This window comes from Chromobacterium sp. Rain0013 (assembly GCF_015291765.1).
Taxonomy (GTDB): Bacteria; Pseudomonadota; Gammaproteobacteria; order Burkholderiales; family Chromobacteriaceae; genus Chromobacterium; species Chromobacterium haemolyticum.
This window is the reverse complement of the sequence record NZ_CP031514.1, coordinates 4205792-4225463: the sequence shown is the minus strand read 5'-3', so window position 1 is coordinate 4225463 and position 19672 is coordinate 4205792. Positions and strand designations below refer to the sequence as shown.

Below are 19672 nucleotides of genomic sequence, written 5' to 3'. Positions count from 1 at the left end.
CGCGGACCCCGATATTTGGAGGCAAGATGAGTCACTTTCTCGACCGTTTGAATTTCCTGGGCAAGACCCGCTCCACCTTTGCCAATGGTCACGGCGCCGTCGTCAACGAGGATCGCGGTTGGGAAGACGCCTACCGCCAGCGCTGGCAGCACGACAAGGTGGTGCGTTCCACCCACGGCGTGAACTGCACCGGCTCCTGTAGCTGGAAGGTATATGTGAAGAACGGCCTGATCACCTGGGAAACCCAGCAGACCGATTACCCGCGCACCCGGCCGGACCTGCCCAATCACGAACCGCGCGGCTGTCCGCGCGGCGCGTCCTACAGCTGGTACGTCTACTCCGCCCAGCGCGTCAAATATCCGATGATCCGCGGCCGGCTGGCCAAGCTGTGGCGCGAAGCGCGCCAAACCCTGAGCCCGGTTGAGGCTTGGGAAAAGATCAGTCAGACGCCGGAACTGGCCAAGCAGTACAAATCCAAGCGGGGCCAGGGTGGTTTCGTGCGCGCCAGCTGGGACGAGGCCAATGAGATCGTGGCCGCCGCCAACGCCTTCACCATCAAGAAATTCGGTCCGGACCGCGTGGTGGGCTTCTCGCCGATTCCGGCGATGTCCATGGTGTCCTACGCCGCCGGCAGCCGCTACCTCAGCCTGATCGGCGGGGTGCCGCTGTCCTTCTACGACTGGTACTGCGATTTGCCGCCGGCCAGCCCGCAAACCTGGGGCGAGCAGACCGACGTGGCCGAGTCCGCGGACTGGTACAACTCCACTTATCTGATGGTGTGGGGCTCCAATGTGCCGATGACGCGCACCCCGGACGCCCATTTCTATACCGAGGTGCGCTACAAGGGCACCAAAACGGTGGCGGTGTCCAGCGACTTTGGCGAAATGGCCAAGTTCGGCGACATCTGGATGGCGCCCAAGCAGGGCACCGACGCCGCGCTGGCAATGGCGATGGGTCATGTGATCTTCAAGGAATTCCACCTCGATAATCCATCCGGCTACTTCACCGACTACATCCGCCGCTACACCGACATGCCGATGCTGGTGGCCCTGAAGCCAGACGGCGAGCGTTACCTCCCGGACTACTTCCTGCGCGCCTCCCATCTGGAGGGCAGCCTGGGCGAGGACAATAACCCGGACTGGAAAACCCTGCTGATCGACGAGGCCAGCGGCGACATCGTCGCGCCCAACGGTTCCATCGGCTTTCGCTGGGGCCAGGCCGAGGGCAAGACCGGCAAGTGGAACCTGGAGCAGAAGGATGGCGGCAACGGCCGCGAGGTATCCGCCAAGCTGTCGCTGATCAAGGACGGCGACGCGGTAGTCGGCGTGGGCTTCCCTTACTTCGGCGCCGAGCACGATGAGCTGCTGACCCGCAATGTGCCGGCCAAGCGCATCCGTTTGGCCGACGGCAGCGAAACCCTGGTGGCCACGGTGTTCGACCTGATGGCGGCCAACTACGGCATAGACCGCGGGCTGGGCGGCGGCAACGTCGCCGTCGACTACATGGACGACGTGCCCTACACCCCTGCCTGGCAGCAGAAGCACACCGGCGTGAAACCGGAGCTGGTGATCCAGGTGGCGCGCGAGTTCGCGCAAAACGCGGATCAGACCCAGGGCAAATCCATGGTGATTGTCGGCGCGGCGCTGAACCACTGGTACCACATGGACATGACCTACCGCGGCATCATCAATATGTTGATGCTGTGCGGCTGCATCGGCCAGTCCGGCGGCGGCTGGTGCCACTACGTGGGTCAGGAAAAACTGCGCCCGCAAACCGGCTGGGCGCCGCTGGCCTTCGCTGGCGACTGGAACCGCCCGGCGCGGCAGATGAACGGCACCAGCTTCTTCTACGCCCATACCAGCCAGTGGCGGCATGAAAAACTGGGCGTGGGCGAAATCCTTGCGCCCACCGCCGACGGCAGCATGGCCGGCATGGCGCTGATCGACTACAACGCCAAGGCCGAACGCATGGGCTGGCTACCTTCCGCGCCGCAGCTGTCCGCCAATCCGCTGGACGTGACCCGCGCCGCGGCCGCCGCCGGCCAGGACGCCGCCGCCTACGTGGTGGACGGCCTCAAGTCCGGCAAGCTGGACTTGGCCTGCAACGACCCGGACAACCCGCAGAACTTCCCGCGCAATATGTTTGTGTGGCGCTCCAACATCCTGGGCAGCTCCGGCAAGGGGCACGAATACTTCCTCAAATACCTGCTGGGCACCCAGAACGCGGTGCTGAATTCGGAAGACGACTGCATCAAGCCCACCGAGATCACCATGCGCCCGGCGGCGGAAGGCAAGCTGGATCTGCTGGTGGTGCTGGACTTCCGCATGTCCACCACTTGTCTGTACGGCGACGTGGTGCTGCCCACCGCCACCTGGTACGAAAAGGACGATCTCAACACCTCGGACATGCACCCCTTCATCCACCCGCTGTCCGAAGCGGTGCAGCCACTGTGGCAGTCCCGCACCGACTGGGAGATCTACAAGGGCTTCGCCAAGAAGCTGTCCGAGATCGGCAAGGACTACCTGGGCGTGCAAAAGGATCTGGTGCTGACCCCGCTGATGCACGACACCCCGGAAGAACTGGGCCAGCCCTTTGACCCCAAGGATTGGAAAAAAGGCGAGTGCGAGCCGGTGCCGGGCAAGACCATGCCCAAGATGACGGTGGTGGAGCGCGACTACGGCGCGATCTACGACAAGTTCACCACCATCGGTCCCTTGCTGGAAAAAGCCGGCAACGGCGGCAAGGGCATCAACTGGAAAACCGGCCATGAAGTGGACATCCTGCGCGGCCTGAACCAGGTGGCGAGCCAGGGCGCCGGCAAGGGCCAGCCCAAGCTGGAAACCGCCATTGACGCCGCCGAGATGATTCTGACCCTGGCGCCGGAAACCAACGGCCACGTGGCGGTGAAGGCCTGGGACGCGCTGTCCAAGATCACCGGGCGCGACCACACCCATCTGGCCAAGCCGCGCGAGCACGACAGCATCCGCTTCCGCGACGTGCAGGCGCAGCCGCGCAAGATCATTTCCTCGCCCACCTGGTCCGGCCTGGAAAGCGAAGAGGTCAGCTACAACGCCGGCTACACCAATGTGCACGAGCTGATTCCCTGGCGCACCATCACCGGCCGCCAGCAGTTCTATCAGGATCACCAGTGGATGCGCGCCTTCGGCGAAGGCCTGTGCGTGTACAAGCCGGCGGTGGACCTGAAAACCACCCAGGCGGTGCTGGGCAAGCACGGCAACGGAAACCACGAACTGGTGCTGAACTTCCTGACGCCGCACCAGAAATGGGGCATCCACAGCACGTATTCCGACAACCTGCGCATGCTGACGCTGAGCCGCGGCGGCCCGCACGTCTGGCTGTCCGAGGACGACGCCAAGAAGGCCGGCATCGTGGACAACGACTGGATCGAGGTGTTCAACGTCAACGGCACGCTGACCGCCCGCGCCGTGGTGTCGCAGCGGGTGCCGCAGGGCATGACGCTGATGTACCACGCCCAGGAGAAGATCGTGAACGTGCCGGGCGCGGAAGTGTCCGGCAAGCGCGGCGGCATCCACAACTCGGTAACCCGCGCGGTGACCAAGCCCACCCACATGATAGGCGGCTACGCGCAGCTGTCCTGGGGCTTCAACTACTACGGCACCGTGGGCGCCAACCGCGACGAATTCGTGGTGGTGCGCAAGATGAACACAGTGGACTGGATGGATAGTCCGGCAGGAGAGCAACAATGAAAATCCGCGCTCAAATCGGCATGGTGTTGAATCTGGACAAGTGCATTGGCTGTCACACTTGTTCGGTCACCTGCAAGAACGTCTGGACCAGCCGCGACGGTATTGAATACGCCTGGTTCAACAACGTGGAAACCAAGCCCGGCATCGGCTACCCCAAGGAATGGGAAAACCAGGAAAAGTGGAAGGGCGGCTGGGTGCGCAAGCCCAACGGCAAGCTGGAGCCGCGTCAGGGCGGCCGGCTGAAAATCCTGGGCAATATCTTCGCCAACCCCAATATGCCGGCGATTGACGATTACTACGAGCCGTTCACCTACGACTACGAACACCTGCAGAACGCGCCGGAAATGCAGACCCCGCCCACCGCGCGGCCGGTGTCGGTGCTGACCGGCAAGAAGATGGACAAGATCGAATGGGGCCCGAACTGGGAGGACGACCTGGGCGGCGAATTCGCCAAGCGCAGCAAGGACGCTCTGTTCGAAGGCATCCAGAAGGAGATGTACTCGGCCTTCGAGAACACCTTCATGATGTATCTGCCGCGGCTGTGCGAGCACTGCCTGAACCCGGCCTGCGTCGCGTCCTGTCCGTCCGGCTCCATCTATAAGCGCGAAGACGACGGCATCGTGCTGATCGATCAGGACAAATGCCGCGGCTGGCGCATGTGCGTGTCCGGCTGCCCGTACAAGAAGATCTATTACAACTGGACCTCCGGCAAGGCCGAGAAGTGCACCTTCTGCTACCCGCGCATCGAGGGCGGCCAGCCGACGGTGTGCTCGGAAACCTGTGTTGGCCGCATCCGCTATCTGGGCGTGCTCTTGTACGACGCCGACAAGATAGACGAAGCCGCCGCGGTGGAAGACCCGAAGAGCCTGTACGAGGCGCAGCTGGGCGTGTTCCTGGACCCGAACGCGCCGGAAGTGATCGCCGAAGCGCAGAAGCAGGGCATTCCGCAAAGCTGGCTGGACGCCGCGCAGCGCTCCCCGGTTTACAAGATGGCGATGGAGTGGAAAGTGGCTTTCCCGCTGCACCCGGAATACCGGACCCTGCCGATGGTGTGGTACATCCCGCCGTTGTCGCCCATCCAGTCCGCGATGGAAAACGGCCTGATCGGCGAGAACGGCATCATCCCGGACGTCAAGGATCTGCGCATCCCCATCCAGTACCTGGCCAATCTGCTGACGGCAGGCAAGGAAGAGCCGGTGGTGAAAGCGCTGGAAACCATGGTGGCGATGCGGCGCTATATGCGCAAGAAGAGTGTGGAGAAGGTGTCCGACGCCGCCACCCTCAAGGGCACCCATTTGAATCCGGCCCAGGTGGAGGAGATGTACCAGGTGATGGCCATCGCCAATTACGAAGACCGCTTCGTGATTCCGTCCAGCCACAAGGAACTGGTGGAAAACACTTTCGAGGACAAGGCGTCCTGCGGCTTCACCTTCGGCAACGGCTGCTCCGGCGGCGAGTCCGACGCCAGCTTGTTCGGCAAGAAGAAAGCCACCCCCATCGTGTTCCACGACATGCGGCGCGACCGCAAGTCCAATTCCGGTCAGTGAGGGACGCCATGCGCATCTATCAAGCCTTATCGGCGCTGCTGTGCTACCCGGAGCCGGACCTGGTCGCGGCGGCGGACGACATCCGCGTCGAAGTCGCGGCGGAGCCGCGCATCGCCCGGCTGCTGGAGCCGCTGCTGCTGTCCTTGGAAGGCGAGGATCTGATCACCCTGCAAGAACGCTATGTGCAGACCTTCGACCGCAACCCCAGCCATTCGCTGCATCTGTTCGAGCACATCCACGGTGAGGACCGCGCCCGCGGTCAGGCCATGGTGGACCTGCTGGCGGAATACCAGGCCCAGGGCTTCGAGCCGGCGGGCAACGAGCTGCCGGACTATCTGCCGCTGTTTCTCGAGTTCCTGGCGCAGTGCCAGCCGGAAGAGGCCACTCGGCTGCTTTCGGACGCGGTGCACGTGATCGCCCATGTGGCCGGCAAGCTGGCCGACAGTCACTCCCACTACGCCGGCTTGCTGCAGGGCCTGGTGCTGCTGTCGCCGGTGACGCCGGAGGCGCTGACCGTGCCGCCGGTGCGCGACATGGACGAGATGCTGGAGACCTTCGGCCCCGGCGCCGACGGCGTGGAGCCGCTGCTGAAGCCGGCGCGGCCGGCCATCGCCCCGGTGAATTTTTACCCGCAGCGGCCGCAGGGCTGAATCCCGCTGCCAGGAGAGCAACATGAACTATCTGCACCAATTCGTATTCGGCATCTACCCCTACATCGCGCTGGCGGTGTTCCTGCTGGGCAGCCTGATCCGCTTTGACCGCGAGCAATACAGCTGGAAGAGCGAATCCTCGCAGCTGCTGTATCGCGGCCAGTTGCGGCTGGGCAACATCCTGTTCCATCTCGGCATCATCGGCCTGTTCTTCGGCCATTTGGTGGGGCTGCTGACCCCGGTGGCGGTGTGGGACGCGCTGGGCGTCAGCCACAGCTTCAAGCAAGTGTTCGCGATGACGGCCGGCGGCATCATGGGCGGCCTGTGCCTGATTGGCATTCTGATTCTGCTGCACCGCCGCTTCACCTGCGACAGGCTGGCGGCCAACACCACCTGGCGCGACAAGCTGGTGTTGCTGTGGATTCTGGCCACCTTGTTGTTGGGTCTCAGCACCATCGCGGTGTCGGCGCAGCACCTGGACGGCCACGAGATGGTGTTGCTGATGAGCTGGGCTCAGCACATCGTCACTCTGCGAGGCGACGCGGCCTTCTTCATCGTCGACGCCTCGCCGGTGTTCAAGGCGCACTTGTTCATGGGCATGAGCTTGTTCGTGATCTTCCCGTTCACCCGTCTGGTGCACGTGTGGAGCGGCTTCGGCGCGGTGACGTATCTGGGCCGGGCCTGGCAGCTGGTGCGGCCGCGGGGTTGATCCGGCTGGCTTGCCAGAATTTGCATGGCGATGCGGCGGAGTCCAAGGGGGCTTCGCCGTTTTTCATGCCGTCCGGCTACATATAAACTTGATAAGTTGTGAAGCGATAACAAGAGCGAACAATTCCTAACAATTCGAAACAGCTCGTTGTCAACCAAACGGTTAAGCTGGGCCATCTGTTTAAATTCGGGAGTTAGCCGCATGAAACGCGCACTTGTCATCTTTTCGCTGAGCCTGGCCGGACTGGCCTCCACCGCCATGGCGGACACCTCCACCATCGTCGGCGGCGCGCTGGGCGGCGCGGCCGGCGCGGCAGTGGGCGAAGCGGTGGGCGGCCGCAACGGCGCCATCATCGGCGGCGCGGTGGGCGGCGCTTCCGGCGCGGCCATCGGCCACGACTACGGCAAGCCGGCGGCGTCGGAACGCCGCGACGACGATGGCCGCCGCTATCGCAAGCACCGTCATCGTCACCACCACGACAAGGGCTATTTCTGCCCGCCGGGACAGGCCAAGAAAGGCCGCTGCTGAGTGTCATAGCCATTAGTCACCTTGTCGTATTCAGCATGGGCCGGGCTTGATCTATATTGATGGGTGTTGGTTTTCATCGTCATGGAAAATCAAGAGAAACAATCGATAGAGATCGGAACCCGCCATGCTGTCCAGGCCTTGATCTGAGAACCGGTCTACGATTGACTGCACTTCGGCGATACGGCGCTGAAAAAACCTCAGAATGCTCATGTACCGCATGCACATTCCGCTTCTTCAGTTGTTTCGGCCTTGTCTCGCTTTTGCTCGCGAGATCGTAAACCTCTCCCGCTCCGCGGGCTTCAATTCAGCCGACTGGCCCCTAGTTACAAGTGACTAGGGGCCTGCGTGCTTTGGTTGGACTGCGAAAAGTTGGTCTAGCTAGTAAAATTGAATCAGGAAATATCAGATTGGCGGCGACAGCCGGGCCACTTGGTTGCGACTAAGCGGTATCATTGGCTGCCATGGAGGAACTCATGCTTACCGACCGCTTCGGGCGCTCCATCGAATACCTGCGTCTGTCCGTGACGGACCGTTGCGACCTGCGCTGCAATTACTGCCTGCCCAAAGGCTTCAAAGGCTTCGAGGAACCGGCCAACTGGCTGACCTTCGACGAGATAGAACGCGTGGTGGGGGCCTTCGCCCGGCTGGGCACCCGACGGCTGCGGCTGACGGGCGGCGAGCCGCTGCTGCGCCGTAATCTGCCTGAGCTGGCGGCGCGCCTGTCCGCGCTGCCCGGTCTCAACGATCTGTCGCTGACCAGCAACGCCACTCAGCTGGCGCGCCACGCCCAGGCGCTGCGCGCCGCTGGGGTGAGCCGCGTCAACGTCAGCCTGGACTCGCTGCGCCGCGACTGCGTGCACGACATCACCGGCAGCGACAGCCTGCCGCGGGTGATGGAAGGCTTGATGGCGGCCAAGGACGCCGGCTTTTCCCCAATCAAGATCAATATGGTGGCGATGAAGGACGTCAACGACGCCGACATCGGCGCCATGGTCGCCTTCTGTATCCAGCATGGCTTCGTGCTGCGGTTGATTGAAGCCATGCCGATGGGCGACACCGGCCGCGCCGCCAGTTATCTGGACTTGCAGCCAGTGCTGCGCCAGTTGCAAACCGAATTCGATCTGGTCGAACAGGCCGCCACCCTGGGCGGCGGTCCGGCCCGCTACTGGAAAACCCGGGACGGCGGTTTCTCGCTGGGTTTGATCACCCCCATCTCCCAACACTTCTGCGCCACCTGCAACCGGGTGCGGCTGTCTGTGGACGGCACCTTGTACATGTGCCTGGGCCAGGAGGAAAGCTTCGAACTGCGTCCCTTGCTGCGCGCCGGTATCTCCGATGCCGAACTGGAAGCGGCAATCCGTACCGCGATAGAACTGAAGCCGGAGCGACATGAGTTCAGCGAGAAGCCGCAAAAGCTGGTGCGCTTCATGTCGATGACCGGTGGCTAGGACAACGGCGATGCGGCTGAACGTGTCCCCGGTGCTGGGCGGCCCGCTGGGGCAGCGGCTCAGCGCCAAGATCGTCGGCGTGCTGGCGGTGTTTCTGTTGGTGGCGCTGGGTTCCATCGGCGCCACGCTGTGGCTGTCCTGGCAGCAAGAGGGCGGCGCGGCGGCGATCAATGACGCCGGCAGCCTGCGCATGCGCGTCACTCGGCTGGCGCTGGACTTGCAGCTCAGCGGCCAGGACGGCGCGCGCGCCGACGCCTTGCGTCGCGACATGGTCAATTACGAAACCATCTTGCAGCGATTGCGCCGCGGCGACCCCGCGCGGCCGCTGCTGGTGCCCCGCCAGGCCGACATTCAGCAGGCGCTGAATCAGGTGGAAAGGCAGTGGCGCGAGCAACTGAAACCGGTGCTGCTGAACGCGCTGACGCGGCCCGGCGACAACGCGGCGGAGGCCGCCCGCTTCGCCGAGCGCGTGGCGCTCTACGTGGAGGACATCAACACCTTCGTCAGCGGCATGGAAGCCTACAACGCGCGCAATACAGACTACCTTCGCCTGTTGCAGCTCTTGCTCGCCAGCATGGCGGTGGTGGGCACCGTCGCGCTGATCTATCTGATGCTGCTGATCGTGCTGAGGCCGCTGGACAAGTTGCACCAGGGCATACGCCAGTTGGCTGCAGGCGATTACAGCGTGCGGGTGCCGGTGGAGACCGACGACGAGTTCGGCCAAGTCAGCACCGGCTTCAATCTGATGGCGGCCTGTTTGTCCGAATCCCACGCCACCCTGGAAGAGCGGGTGCGCGGCAAGACGGCCAGCCTGCAGCAGAAAAACCAGGAATTGGCCCTGCTGTACGAAATCACGGCCTTCTGCAATCAATCCCAGCCGCTGGAAGCGCTGTGCAAGGGTTTTCTGGCCCGAGTGATGCGCGCCTTCGACGCCGACGGCGGCGCTGTGCGCTTGACCGACTATGGCCAGGGCATGGTGTTCGTGGTGGCCGACGACGGCTTGCCGGAGGGGCTGCTGCGCGACGAACACTGCCTGAAAGTGGGCGACTGCCTGTGCGGAGAAGCCGCAGCCAAAGCCGAGAGCCGGGTGGAGAACATGCGCGGCCTGCCGGACAAGCAATGCAGCCGCGAAGGCTTCCGCGTAGTCAGCGCCTTTCCGGTGTCGACGCAGAACCGCACGCTGGGCATTTTCAATTTGCATTTCCGCCAGGCGCGCATTCTGCTGCCGCAACAAGTGCGGCAGCTGGAGATGTTGGGCCAGCATTTGGCGGTGGCGATCGAAAACCTGAGGCTGGCGGCCAAGGAGCGCGAACTGGCTGTGTTGGAAGAGCGCAACCTGGTGGCCCAGGGCTTGCACGACAGCATCGCGCAAGGTCTGTCTTTCCTGAACTTGCAAACCCAGATCATGCGGCAGGCGCTGGACAGCGGGGATCCGGGGCTGGTGGACGACACGCTGGCCTTGTTCGAGGCCGGGGTCAAGGAAAGCTACGATGATGTGCGCGAACTGCTCAATAATTTCCGCTCCAAGCTGTCGGAAAGCCTGAGTCAGGCGGTGAGCAGCTTGCTGGACAAATTCCGCAAGCAGACCGGGCTGCGGGTGGAGCTGCGCTCCACCGGGGCCAGCGCGCCTTTGATGCCGGAACAACAGCTGCAAATCCTGTTTATTCTGCAAGAGGCGCTGTCCAATGTGCGCAAGCACGCCGAGGCCAGCCAGGTCACGGTCAGCCTTAGCGACGACGGCGAGGTGTTCGTGCTCAGCGTGCTGGACAACGGTGTCGGCTTCGACCTGGATACCGTGCGGAACAAGGGCGACGGTCATTTCGGCCTGTCCATCATGCAGGAACGCGCGCAGCGCGCCGGCTTGCAGCTGGACATTGAATCCACCCCGGAGGCGGGCACCCTGGTCAGCCTGCTGCTGCCGCGCGCGCGGCGCATGGCCGCTTGAGCCGCTGGCGCGGCGGCAAGACAGCTCTCATACTGTCCATATCTGAACTAGAAAGACCCGGAACTCGATGATGTCTGAACAGACCATACGCATTTTGCTGGTGGACGATCACACTTTGTTCCGCAGCGGCATCAAGGCTCTGCTGGCGCGCCAGGCGGGTTTCGACGTCGTAGGCGAGGCGGCCGACGGCGCCGAGGGCGTCAAGCTGGCCAAGCAGCTGGACCCGGACGTGGTGCTGCTGGACCTGAACATGCCCGGTATCTCCGGCGTGGAGGCCTTGACCTTGATGCTGCAGGACCAGCCCAAGCGGGCGGTGGTGATGCTGACGGTGTCCGAGGAGGCCGACGACCTGACCGCGGCGCTGAAGGCCGGCGCGCGCGGCTATCTATTGAAAAACATCGACGCGGACTTTCTGACTCAGGCGGTGGTGCGCGCCGCCGCCGGGGAATCGGTAATGAGCGACTCGATGACCGCCAAGTTGATGGCCCAGTTCCGCCACGGCGCGGCGGCGCCGGTGGAACCGGAGGAGCAGGAGCTGGATAAGCTGACCCCGCGCGAGCGCGAAATCCTCGGTTTTCTGGCCCAGGGCAAGAGCAATAAGGAGATCGCGCGCAGCCTGGACCTGGCGGAGAGCACGGTCAAGATCCACGTGCAGAACATCCTGAAAAAACTCAGCCTCAGCAGCCGGGTGCAGGCGGCGGTGTTCGCGGTGGAGAACGGGGTGGGGCGCAGCGCTTGAGCGGCTACACATGCCCCTGGCTCCCTGGAGCATGAACAGCTTCTAAGAGCGGCTAACAAAATACCTCATGCTGCGTTGCGCCGACTTGCCGTACTCAAGTACTGCCTGCGTCGGCGCGCCTTGCCTCATCCGTAAAACTGATTTTTGTTAGCCGCTCTAAGCGGCGGCCTGCTCAACCCTCCACCAACCGATAACCGACTCCGGTCTCGGTGAGGATGTGGCGCGGCATCGCCGGATTGTCTTCCAGCTTTTGGCGCAAATGCCCCATGTAGACGCGCAGATACTGGTTGTGCTCCGAGAACGACGGCCCCCATACCGCCAGCAAGAGCTCGCGATGGGTGATTACCTTGCCGGCACTGCGTATCAAGGTGGACAGCAGCCGATATTCTATCGGCGTCAGATGCACCGCCGCCTCCGCCTTGGCCACCTGACGGTTGACGAGGTCCACCTTGATGTCGCCGAACTGGAACACCTGCTGCGCCGCGGCGCTGCCGTGGGTGCGGCGGCGCAGCAGCACGCGGACGCGCGCCAGGCATTCGGCCACGCCGAAGGGTTTGGTCAGGTAGTCGTCCGCGCCGGCGTCCAGCGCCGCCACCTTTTCGGTTTCCTGAGTGCGCGCCGACAGCACCAGGATGGGCAGGTCGGTCCATTCCCGCAGTTGCTTGATGGTGTCCTGGCCGTTCATATCCGGCAGGCCCAGGTCCAGAATCACCAGGTCCGGCTTGCGGGTGGCCACTTCGATCAGGCCCTGCTTGCCGGTTTCCGCCTCGTGAACGGTCAGGCCTTCCTCTTCCAGCGCCGCGCTCAGAAAGCGGCGGATCGGTTTTTCGTCTTCGATGACGACGATGCTGATCGGTGCGTCTTGCATGATAGGGTTTCGCTCAGGTTTAGGCTCGCGGTTCGGGGTGTTCTTCCGGCAGCGCCGGCGCTTGTCCTGCCGGCAGGCTGAAGCGGAATTCCGCGCCGTGAGGCGAGCGGTTGCGCGCGCTGATGCGGCCGCCGTGGATTTCCACGATGGAGCGGCAGATCGCCAGACCCAGCCCCACGCCGGGGGTGCTGGATTCCGCCGCGCCGCGCGAGAATTTGTCGAAGGCGCGCTCTTCCATATTGGGCGGCAGGCCGGGGCCGTCGTCGCTGACCGACACCACCACCTCCGCGCCCTCGCGCCGCGCCGCCAGTGTGATGTGGCTGCCGGGCGGGGTGTATTTGCCGGCGTTTTCCAGCAGGTTGACCAGTACCCGCTCCAGCAGCACGGCGTCGTACTCCAGCACAGGGAGGTCCGGCGCCAGCTCCAGCGTCAGCTCCCGGCCGCGCAGGCCGCGTTCGGCGGCGCGCAGCGCGCTGCCCACCACCTCGTCCAGCATCTGCCATTCTTTGTTGAGTTTGACGCCGGATTGCAGTCGCGCCATGTCCAGGAGGTTGGTCACCAGTTTGTTCATGCGCAGCGCTTCGTCCTGAATGGCCGCGGCGATCTCGGCTCGCTGGCTGTCGTCCATATTGGACGAGCACAGCCGCTCGGACAGGCCGGCCATGGTGGTCAGCGGTGTGCGCAGATCGTGAGACACCACCGACAGCACGCTGTTGCGCAGCCGCTCGGACTCCATGGCCACGATGGCGTCCTGCGCCACCTCCACGTAATGCACGCGTTCCAGCGCCAGCGCGATCTGGGCTGCGCAGGTTTCCAGCAGCCGCTGTTGTTCCGGCAAGAAGACCTGATCGGTAATGTCCGGCAGTAGCGCGATCACGCCGCGGTTGCGCATGGGGGCGCGCAGCGGCACATAAAGCGCGGCGTTGGCGGGCAGGGTGTTGGTGCCCAGGCCGGCCGGCTGCTGATGGTCGTAAACCCATTGCGCGACGCCGATATCGGCATCGCCGCGGCCCTCGCCGGCCGAGCGCAGCTCGTCCCCGCTATTGGGCAGGAACAGGCTGACCTTGGCGGCGAACAGCGGTTCCAGCCGGCTGACGGCGGTATCGACAATCTGCGCGGCGGTCAGCGCGCCGGCCAGTTCGCGCCCCAGGTCGTACAGCGCGCGGGTGCGGCGTTCGCGATAAGTGGAGATATTGGCTTCGAAGCGCAGCCGGGCGGTGAGCTGGCTGATGATGGAGGCCACCAGCAACATCACCACGAAGGTCATCAGATATTGGGTGTCCGACACCGCGAACGACATATGCGGCGGCACGAAGAAGAAATCAAAGGAGGCCACCGACAGCAGCGAGGCCAGCATGCCGGGACCACGGCCGTAGCGCACCGACACCAGCACCACCACCAGCAGGTAGATCATGATGTCGTTGGCCAGCGCCACGTGCGGAATCAGCAGGCCGGCCAGCGCGGTGGTCAGCAGGCAGGCGACGAAGGCGGCGAGATAGCCGAAGCGCGAGCGCGGGCTGTCCTGGTCTTCGAACAGCAGGCTGCCGCCGGTTTTGGCGGCGGCGTTGGCGGAGGCGTCTTCCTGCTCGTGGGCCACCACGAAGAGATCGACGTCGCTGGAACGGCGGCTCAGTTCGTCGGCCAACGGGCGGCGCCACAGCCGCGACCAGCCGCCGCGGGCGGATTTGCCCAGCACCAGCTTGGACACATTGCGGCTGCGGGCATAGGCCAGCAGCGTGGGCGCCAACTCGCTGCCGCCCAGCACCGTGGTTTCCGCGCCCAGCTCCTGCGCCAGCTTCAGGCCCTTGAGCACGCGGGCGCGCTGATCCTCGGACAGTTTGCGCTGCTGGGGCGTTTCCACGTAGACGGCGATCCAGTCCGCGTCCAGGCTGGCGGCCAGGCGCTTGGCGCTGCGGATCAGCTTGTCGATGCCGGCGCTGGAGCCGACGCAGACCAGCAGCCGCTCGCGCGCATGCCACACCGGGTTGATGGCCTGGTCGGCGCGGTAGGCGCGCATCTGGGCGTCCACGCGGTCCGCCGTGCGACGCAGCGCCAGTTCGCGCAGCGCCAGCAGATTGCCCTTGCGGAAGAAGTTCTTCACCGCGCGTTCGGCTTGCTGCGGCAGATAGACCTTGCCGGCGGCCAGGCGGCCCAGCAACTCGTCCGGCGGCAGGTCCACCAGCGCCACTTCGTCGGCGCGGTCGAACACATGGTCGGGCAGGGTTTCGCGCACCACGATGCCGGTGATCTGGCCGACCACGTCGTTCAGGCTTTCCAGGTGCTGGACATTGAGGGTGGTGTAAACGTCGATGCCGGCGGCCAGCAGTTCTTCCACATCCTGCCAGCGTTTGGGGTGGCGAGAACCGGGCGCGTTGGAGTGGGCGAACTCGTCCATCAGGATCAGCTGGGGCCGGCGTTCCAGCGCTGTGTCCAGATCGAATTCAGCCAGTTCGTGGCCTTTATAAGCGATCTGTCTTGGCGGCAGGACTTCCAGATCGGCCAGTTGTTCCTGCGTTTCCTTGCGGCCGTGGGTTTCCACCACGCCCACCAGTACCGCCGCGCCGTCCTGGCGCTTGGCGCGGGCCGCCGCCAGCATGGCGTAAGTCTTGCCGACGCCGGCGCAGGCGCCGAAGAAAATCTTCAGCCGGCCGCGCTGGGCGTCCAGTTCTTCGCGTTTGAGCTCATCGAGCAGGGCGTCCGGATCGGGACGGGAATCGGTCATATGCGAGCTTTGTTTAGCGCCTGTTTACGATCTGCCGCGCGTCGGCAGGATGGGTGGAAAAGGGCGTTGAAATCGTCCTGAAAATGCTCACGTGCCACTTGCGCATTCCGCTTTCTCAGCCGCAACGCCTTGTCTCGCTCTAGCCCGCTAGATCGTAAACACGCTCTTATTCATTCATCGGCGCCGGGGACGAGGCGGAGCAAGCCTCGCTGCGCCCCCGGCGCCGAAGGTCGATCAGGCTTTGGCGGCCTGGTCCAGCGCCAGATTCAATTCCAGCACATTGACGCGCGGCTCGCCAAGCAAGCCGAAGGTTTCGCCTATCACCCGGCTTTCCACCAGCTTGCGCAGCGCGGCCGGCTCCATCTTGCGGGCGGCGGCGACGCGTTCCAACTGGTAGAAAGCCGCGGCGGCGGAAATTTCCGGATCCAGGCCGCTGGCCGAAGCGGTGACCAGGTCCACCGGCACCGGGCCGCTTTGCGCCGGGTGGGCGGCGCGGATGCGCGCCACATTGGCTTTCACCGCGTCCAGCTGCGCCGGGTTGGTGGGGCCCAGGTTAGAGCCGCTGGACCCGCCGGCATTGTACGGCATTGGACCGGTGGCGGATGGGCGGCCCCAGAAATATTGCGGGCCGCTGAAGTTCTGGCCTATCAGCCGCGAGCCGACGATCTTGCCGTCGCGCTCGATCAGGCTGCCATTGGCCTGGAACGGAAACAGCGCCTGGGCCGCTCCGGTGGTGAGCAGCGGGTAGGCGAGGCCGGTGATCAGGGTCAGGCCGCCAAACACCACCAGCAGGGGACGTAACAGTTTCATTTGGTTTTTCCTTTCAGTGCTCATACCAGGCCCAGTGCGCCCAGCAGCATGTCGATCAGCTTGATGCCGGCGAAGGGCACCAGCAGCCCGCCCAGGCCATAGATCAGCAGGTTGCCGCGCAGCAGCTCCGCCGCGCTCTTGGCTTGGTATTTGACGCCCTTCAGCGCCAGCGGGATCAGGAACACGATGATGACGGCGTTGAAGATCACCGCCGACATGATGGCCGAGGCCGGGCTGTTCAGGCCCATCACGTTCAGCGCGTTCAATTGCGGGTAAGTGCTGGCGAAAGCGGCCGGAATGATGGCGAAGTACTTGGCCACGTCGTTGGCGATGGAGAAGGTGGTCAGCGAGCCGCGTGTCATCAGCATCTGCTTGCCGATTTCCACGATCTCGATCAGCTTGGTGGGGTTGGAGTCCAGGTCCACCATATTGCCGGCTTCCTTGGCCGCCTGGGTGCCGGTGTTCATCGCCACAGCCACGTCGGCCTGGGCCAGCGCCGGCGCGTCGTTGGTGCCGTCGCCGGTCATCGCCACCAGCTTGCCCTCGGCCTGGTGGCTGCGGATCAGCTTGAGCTTGGCCTCCGGCGTGGCCTCGGCCAGGTAGTCGTCCACGCCGGCCTCGGCGGCGATGGCGGCGGCGGTCAGCGGGTTGTCGCCGGTGATCATCACCGTCTTGATGCCCATCTGGCGCAGCTCGGCGAAACGCTCCTTGATGCCGCCCTTGACGATGTCCTTCAGCTCGATCACGCCCAAGGCGCGGTTGCCTTCCGCCACCAAGAGCGGAGTGGAGCCGCGGCGCGCCACGTCATCGGCGCTCTTGGCCAGCGCGTCCGGGAACTGGCCGCCCTGATCGGCGATATGGCGGCGGATGGCGTCGATGGCGCCCTTGCGGATCTGGCGGCCGTCGTAGTCTATGCCGCTCATCCGCGTTTGCGCGGTGAAGGGGATGAATACGGCTTCATGGCTGGCCAGTTCGCGCTGACGCAAATTGAATTGCTTTTTGGCCAGCACCACGATGCTGCGGCCTTCCGGGGTTTCGTCGGCCAGCGAGGCCAGTTGCGCGGCGTCCGCCAGCGCCTGCTCGCTGACGCCGGGAGCCGGGATGAAGGTGGAGGCCTGACGGTTGCCCAGGGTGATGGTGCCGGTCTTGTCCAACAGCAGCACGTCCACATCGCCGGCGGCTTCCACCGCGCGGCCGGAGGTGGCGATCACATTGGCGCCCATCATCCGGCTCATGCCGGCCACGCCGATGGCGGACAAGAGGCCGCCGATGGTGGTGGGGATCAGGCAGACCAGCAAGGCCACCAGGGTGGTGATGGTGATCGGCGAGCCGGCTTTGGCCGCTTCCACGCTGAACAGCGAGAAGGGCAGCAGGGTGACGGTGACCACCAGGAACACGATGGTCAGCGCCACCAGCAGGATGGTCAGCGCGATCTCGTTCGGAGTTTTCTGGCGCTTGGCGCCTTCCACCATCGCAATCATGCGGTCGAGGAAGGTTTCTCCCGGATTGACGCTGATGCGCACCACGATCCAGTCGGACAGCACGCGGGTGCCGCCGGTGACCGAGGAGAAGTCTCCGCCGGCCTCGCGGATCACGGGCGCGGATTCGCCGGTGATCGCGGACTCGTCCACCGAGGCCACGCCTTCGATCACCTCGCCGTCCACCGGGATCACGTCGCCGGCTTCCACCAGCGCGTAATCTCCCTTGCGCAGGCTGCTGCCGTCTATCACGGTCTTGCCGGCGTCGTGGCTAGGACCGGACAGCTTCTTGGCCACCACGTTTTTCTTGGCGGAGCGCAAGCTGGCCGCCTGGGCCTTGCTGCGGCCTTCGGCCAGCGCTTCGGCGAAGTTGGCGAACAGCACGGTGAACCACAGCCACAGCGCCACCGCCAGGATGAAGCCGGACGGCGCCTCGCCCTGGCCGGCCAGCGACTGAACCCACAGCGCGCTGGTCAGGATGCTGCCGATGTAGACGACGAACATCACCGGATTGCGCCACTGGGTGCGCGGCGACAGTTTCTTGAAGGAGTCGACGATGGCCGGTTTCACCAGGCTGGGGTCCAGCATGGACTTGGCCGCGCTCCGGTGGCCCGCTTGAGCGGGCTGGATATTGGAATGATTGATATTGTTCATTTTCTGCATCCTCCCGTCAGGCTCAGCGGCCGTTGATCATCTGCAACTGCTCGACGACCGGGCCCAGCGCCAGCGCGGGAACATAGTTGAGCGCGCCCACCAGCAACACGGTGCCTATCAGCAGCACCACGAACAGCGGGCCGTGAGTGGGCAGGGTGCCGCCGTTGACGGCCAGACGCTTCTTGGCGGCCAGCGATCCGGCGATGGCCAGGATGGGCACGATCATGAAAAAGCGGCCAAAGAACATGGCCACGCCGGTGGCGATGTTGTAGAAAGGCGTATTGGCGGACAGGCCAGCAAAGGCGCTGCCATTGTTATTGGCGGCCGATGTGAAGGCGTACAGCACCTCGCTGAAACCGTGCGCGCCGGGGTTGAGGATGCCAGCCTTGCCGGAGGCGGCCAGCACCGCGACGGCGGTCAGCGTCAGCACCAGCACCGGAGTCACCAGAATGGTGATTGCCGTCATCTTCATCTCGTAGGTTTCTATCTTCTTGCCCAGGTATTCCGGCGTGCGGCCCACCATCAGGCCGGCGATGAACACCGCCAGGATGGCGAAGATCAGCATGCCGTACAGGCCGGAACCGACGCCGCCGAACACCACCTCGCCCAGTTGCATCAGGAAGGTGGGCACCAGGCCGCCTATCGGGGTCAAGGAATCGTGCATGCCGTTGACCGCGCCGCAGGAGGCGGAGGTGGTCACCGCGATGAACAAGGAGGTGTCGATGATGCCGAAACGAGTTTCCTTGCCTTCCATATTGCCGCCGGCCTGCAGATGGCTGGCATGCTGGTCTATGCCAAGGGCGCTGAACTGCGGCACGCCGGCTTGCTCGGCGCCGGTTTCCACCACCACCGCGCAGGCGAACATCACCGTCATCGCGGCGATGATGGCCCAGCCCTGGCGTTGGTCGCCCACCATCCGGCCGAACATGAAGCACAGCGCGGCCGGGATCAGGAAGATGGCCAGGCTTTGCAAGAAGTTGGTCAGCGGGGTGGGGTTTTCGAACGGATGCGCGGAGTTGGCGTTGAAGAAGCCGCCGCCATTGGTGCCCAGCAGCTTGATCGCCTCCTGCGAGGCCACCGGCCCCATAGGCAGCGTCTGTTTCTGCGTGCTGGCGTCCACCATCACCGGCTTGCCGTCGGCGCCATTGACCGCATTGCCCTGGGCATCGGTCTTGGGCTGCTGGTAATGGGTGGTCTCCACCGTCTGCACGTCTTTATAGGCGGACAGGTTCTGGATCATGCCCTGCTGGCTGAACACCAGCGCGAACACGAAGGACAGCGGCAGCAGCACGTAGAGAGTGAAGCGGGTGACGTCCACCCAGAAGTTGCCGATCTTGGCCGAGCTGTGACGGGCGAAGCCGCGCACCAGCGCCAGCACCACCGCCGCGCCGGTGGCGGCGGACAGGAAGTTCTGCACCGTCAGGCCCAGCATCTGCACCAGATAGCCCATGGTGGATTCGCCGCCATAGCCTTGCCAGTTGGTGTTGGTGATGAAGGAAATCGCGGTGTTGAACGCGGAGTCCGGCGCCACCGCGCCCATGCCCTGGGGGTTGAAAGGCAGCCAGCCCTGCACGCGTTGCAACAGGTACAGCGCCAGCGCGCCCAGCACGTTGAACAAGAGCAGCGCCACGGCATAGCCGCGCCAGCCCATGTCTTCGTCCTGCTTGACGCCGGCCAGCCGGTAGAAACCGCGCTCCAGCGGCGCGAACAGGCGCAGGGGGCCGACGTTGTCGCCCTGCATCACACGGGCGATATAGGCGCCCAGGGGCCAGGCCAGCGCCAGCAGCACCAGCAGGAACAAGCCCAGCTGCAAGGGTGCGGCCGAGCCGATGAAATTGGCGAACAT

At 64.4% G+C, this 19672-nt stretch carries 13 protein-coding genes; 8 read left to right on the top strand and 5 right to left on the bottom strand.

Annotation, left to right across the window (positions count from 1 at the left end; translation table 11 throughout):
• The first annotated feature begins 26 nt into the window (after positions 1-26).
• The 8 genes from DXT74_RS19185 to DXT74_RS19150 all read left to right on the top strand — a co-directional run bounded on the left by DXT74_RS19185 (position 27) and on the right by DXT74_RS19150 (position 11294).
• Positions 27-3728 (top strand): nitrate reductase subunit alpha, encoded by a 3702-nt coding sequence (locus DXT74_RS19185; protein WP_194426779.1) that lies wholly within the window; start codon positions 27-29, stop codon positions 3726-3728.
• Positions 3725-5275: a nitrate reductase subunit beta gene (narH, locus tag DXT74_RS19180; protein WP_194426778.1), complete on the top strand. Its 1551-nt coding sequence runs from the start codon at positions 3725-3727 to the stop codon at positions 5273-5275. Before DXT74_RS19185 ends, narH begins: the two co-directional genes overlap by 4 nt.
• Positions 5276-5283: 8 nt before the next feature.
• Positions 5284-5925, top strand: coding sequence for a nitrate reductase molybdenum cofactor assembly chaperone (gene narJ, locus DXT74_RS19175; protein ID WP_194426777.1), 642 nt, complete (start codon positions 5284-5286; stop codon positions 5923-5925).
• Positions 5926-5947: 22 nt separating this feature from the next.
• The gene (narI, locus tag DXT74_RS19170) at positions 5948-6634 is read left to right on the top strand and encodes a respiratory nitrate reductase subunit gamma (protein WP_019102299.1); all 687 of its coding nucleotides are present in this window, start codon (positions 5948-5950) and stop codon (positions 6632-6634) included.
• Positions 6635-6835: 201 nt separating this feature from the next.
• Entirely contained in the window at positions 6836-7162 is a 327-nt protein-coding gene (locus tag DXT74_RS19165; RefSeq protein ID WP_043634110.1) for a glycine zipper domain-containing protein, read from the top strand.
• 473 nt (positions 7163-7635) lie between these two features.
• Entirely contained in the window at positions 7636-8610 is a 975-nt protein-coding gene (moaA, locus tag DXT74_RS19160; RefSeq protein ID WP_043634108.1) for a GTP 3',8-cyclase MoaA, read from the top strand.
• A gap of 10 nt (positions 8611-8620) precedes the next feature.
• Complete coding sequence (locus DXT74_RS19155; RefSeq protein WP_043634105.1) at positions 8621-10555, top strand: type IV pili methyl-accepting chemotaxis transducer N-terminal domain-containing protein; 1935 nt, start codon at positions 8621-8623, stop codon at positions 10553-10555.
• A 70-nt stretch (positions 10556-10625) separates the two neighbouring features.
• Complete coding sequence (locus tag DXT74_RS19150; protein WP_043634103.1) at positions 10626-11294, top strand: response regulator; 669 nt, start codon at positions 10626-10628, stop codon at positions 11292-11294.
• 172 nt (positions 11295-11466) lie between these two features.
• Here DXT74_RS19150 and kdpE read toward each other — a convergent pair whose 3' ends face one another.
• The 5 genes from kdpE to kdpA all read right to left on the bottom strand — a co-directional run bounded on the left by kdpE (position 11467) and on the right by kdpA (position 19672).
• Complete coding sequence (kdpE, locus tag DXT74_RS19145; protein WP_043634099.1) at positions 11467-12162, bottom strand: two-component system response regulator KdpE; 696 nt, start codon at positions 12160-12162, stop codon at positions 11467-11469.
• Between the two features lie 19 nt (positions 12163-12181).
• Entirely contained in the window at positions 12182-14884 is a 2703-nt protein-coding gene (locus DXT74_RS19140) for a sensor histidine kinase KdpD (RefSeq protein ID WP_194426776.1), read from the bottom strand.
• Between the two features lie 234 nt (positions 14885-15118).
• The gene (gene kdpC, locus DXT74_RS19135; RefSeq protein ID WP_043591748.1) at positions 15119-15694 is read right to left on the bottom strand and encodes a potassium-transporting ATPase subunit KdpC; all 576 of its coding nucleotides are present in this window, start codon (positions 15692-15694) and stop codon (positions 15119-15121) included.
• A gap of 20 nt (positions 15695-15714) precedes the next feature.
• Positions 15715-17760, bottom strand: coding sequence for a potassium-transporting ATPase subunit KdpB (gene kdpB, locus DXT74_RS19130; RefSeq protein WP_196783920.1), 2046 nt, complete (start codon positions 17758-17760; stop codon positions 15715-15717).
• Between the two features lie 88 nt (positions 17761-17848).
• Complete coding sequence (kdpA, locus tag DXT74_RS19125; protein WP_194426774.1) at positions 17849-19672, bottom strand: potassium-transporting ATPase subunit KdpA; 1824 nt, start codon at positions 19670-19672, stop codon at positions 17849-17851.

Bases quoted from the DNA above. Each gene is read 5' to 3' on its own strand.
- DXT74_RS19140 (WP_194426776.1), bottom strand. From the start codon at position 14,884: ATGACCGATTCCCGTCCCGATCCGGACGCCCTGCTCGATGAGCTCAAA.
- narI (WP_019102299.1), top strand. From the start codon at position 5,948: ATGAACTATCTGCACCAATTCGTATTCGGCATCTACCCCTACATCGCG.
- DXT74_RS19155 (WP_043634105.1), top strand. From the start codon at position 8,621: ATGCGGCTGAACGTGTCCCCGGTGCTGGGCGGCCCGCTGGGGCAGCGG.
- moaA (WP_043634108.1), top strand. From the start codon at position 7,636: ATGCTTACCGACCGCTTCGGGCGCTCCATCGAATACCTGCGTCTGTCC.
- DXT74_RS19150 (WP_043634103.1), top strand. From the start codon at position 10,626: ATGTCTGAACAGACCATACGCATTTTGCTGGTGGACGATCACACTTTG.
- kdpE (WP_043634099.1), bottom strand. From the start codon at position 12,162: ATGCAAGACGCACCGATCAGCATCGTCGTCATCGAAGACGAAAAACCG.
- DXT74_RS19185 (WP_194426779.1), top strand. From the start codon at position 27: ATGAGTCACTTTCTCGACCGTTTGAATTTCCTGGGCAAGACCCGCTCC.
- narH (WP_194426778.1), top strand. From the start codon at position 3,725: ATGAAAATCCGCGCTCAAATCGGCATGGTGTTGAATCTGGACAAGTGC.
- kdpB (WP_196783920.1), bottom strand. From the start codon at position 17,760: ATGCTGGACCCCAGCCTGGTGAAACCGGCCATCGTCGACTCCTTCAAG.
- DXT74_RS19165 (WP_043634110.1), top strand. From the start codon at position 6,836: ATGAAACGCGCACTTGTCATCTTTTCGCTGAGCCTGGCCGGACTGGCC.
- kdpA (WP_194426774.1), bottom strand. From the start codon at position 19,672: ATGTTCGCCAATTTCATCGGCTCGGCCGCACCCTTGCAGCTGGGCTTG.
- kdpC (WP_043591748.1), bottom strand. From the start codon at position 15,694: ATGAAACTGTTACGTCCCCTGCTGGTGGTGTTTGGCGGCCTGACCCTG.
- narJ (WP_194426777.1), top strand. From the start codon at position 5,284: ATGCGCATCTATCAAGCCTTATCGGCGCTGCTGTGCTACCCGGAGCCG.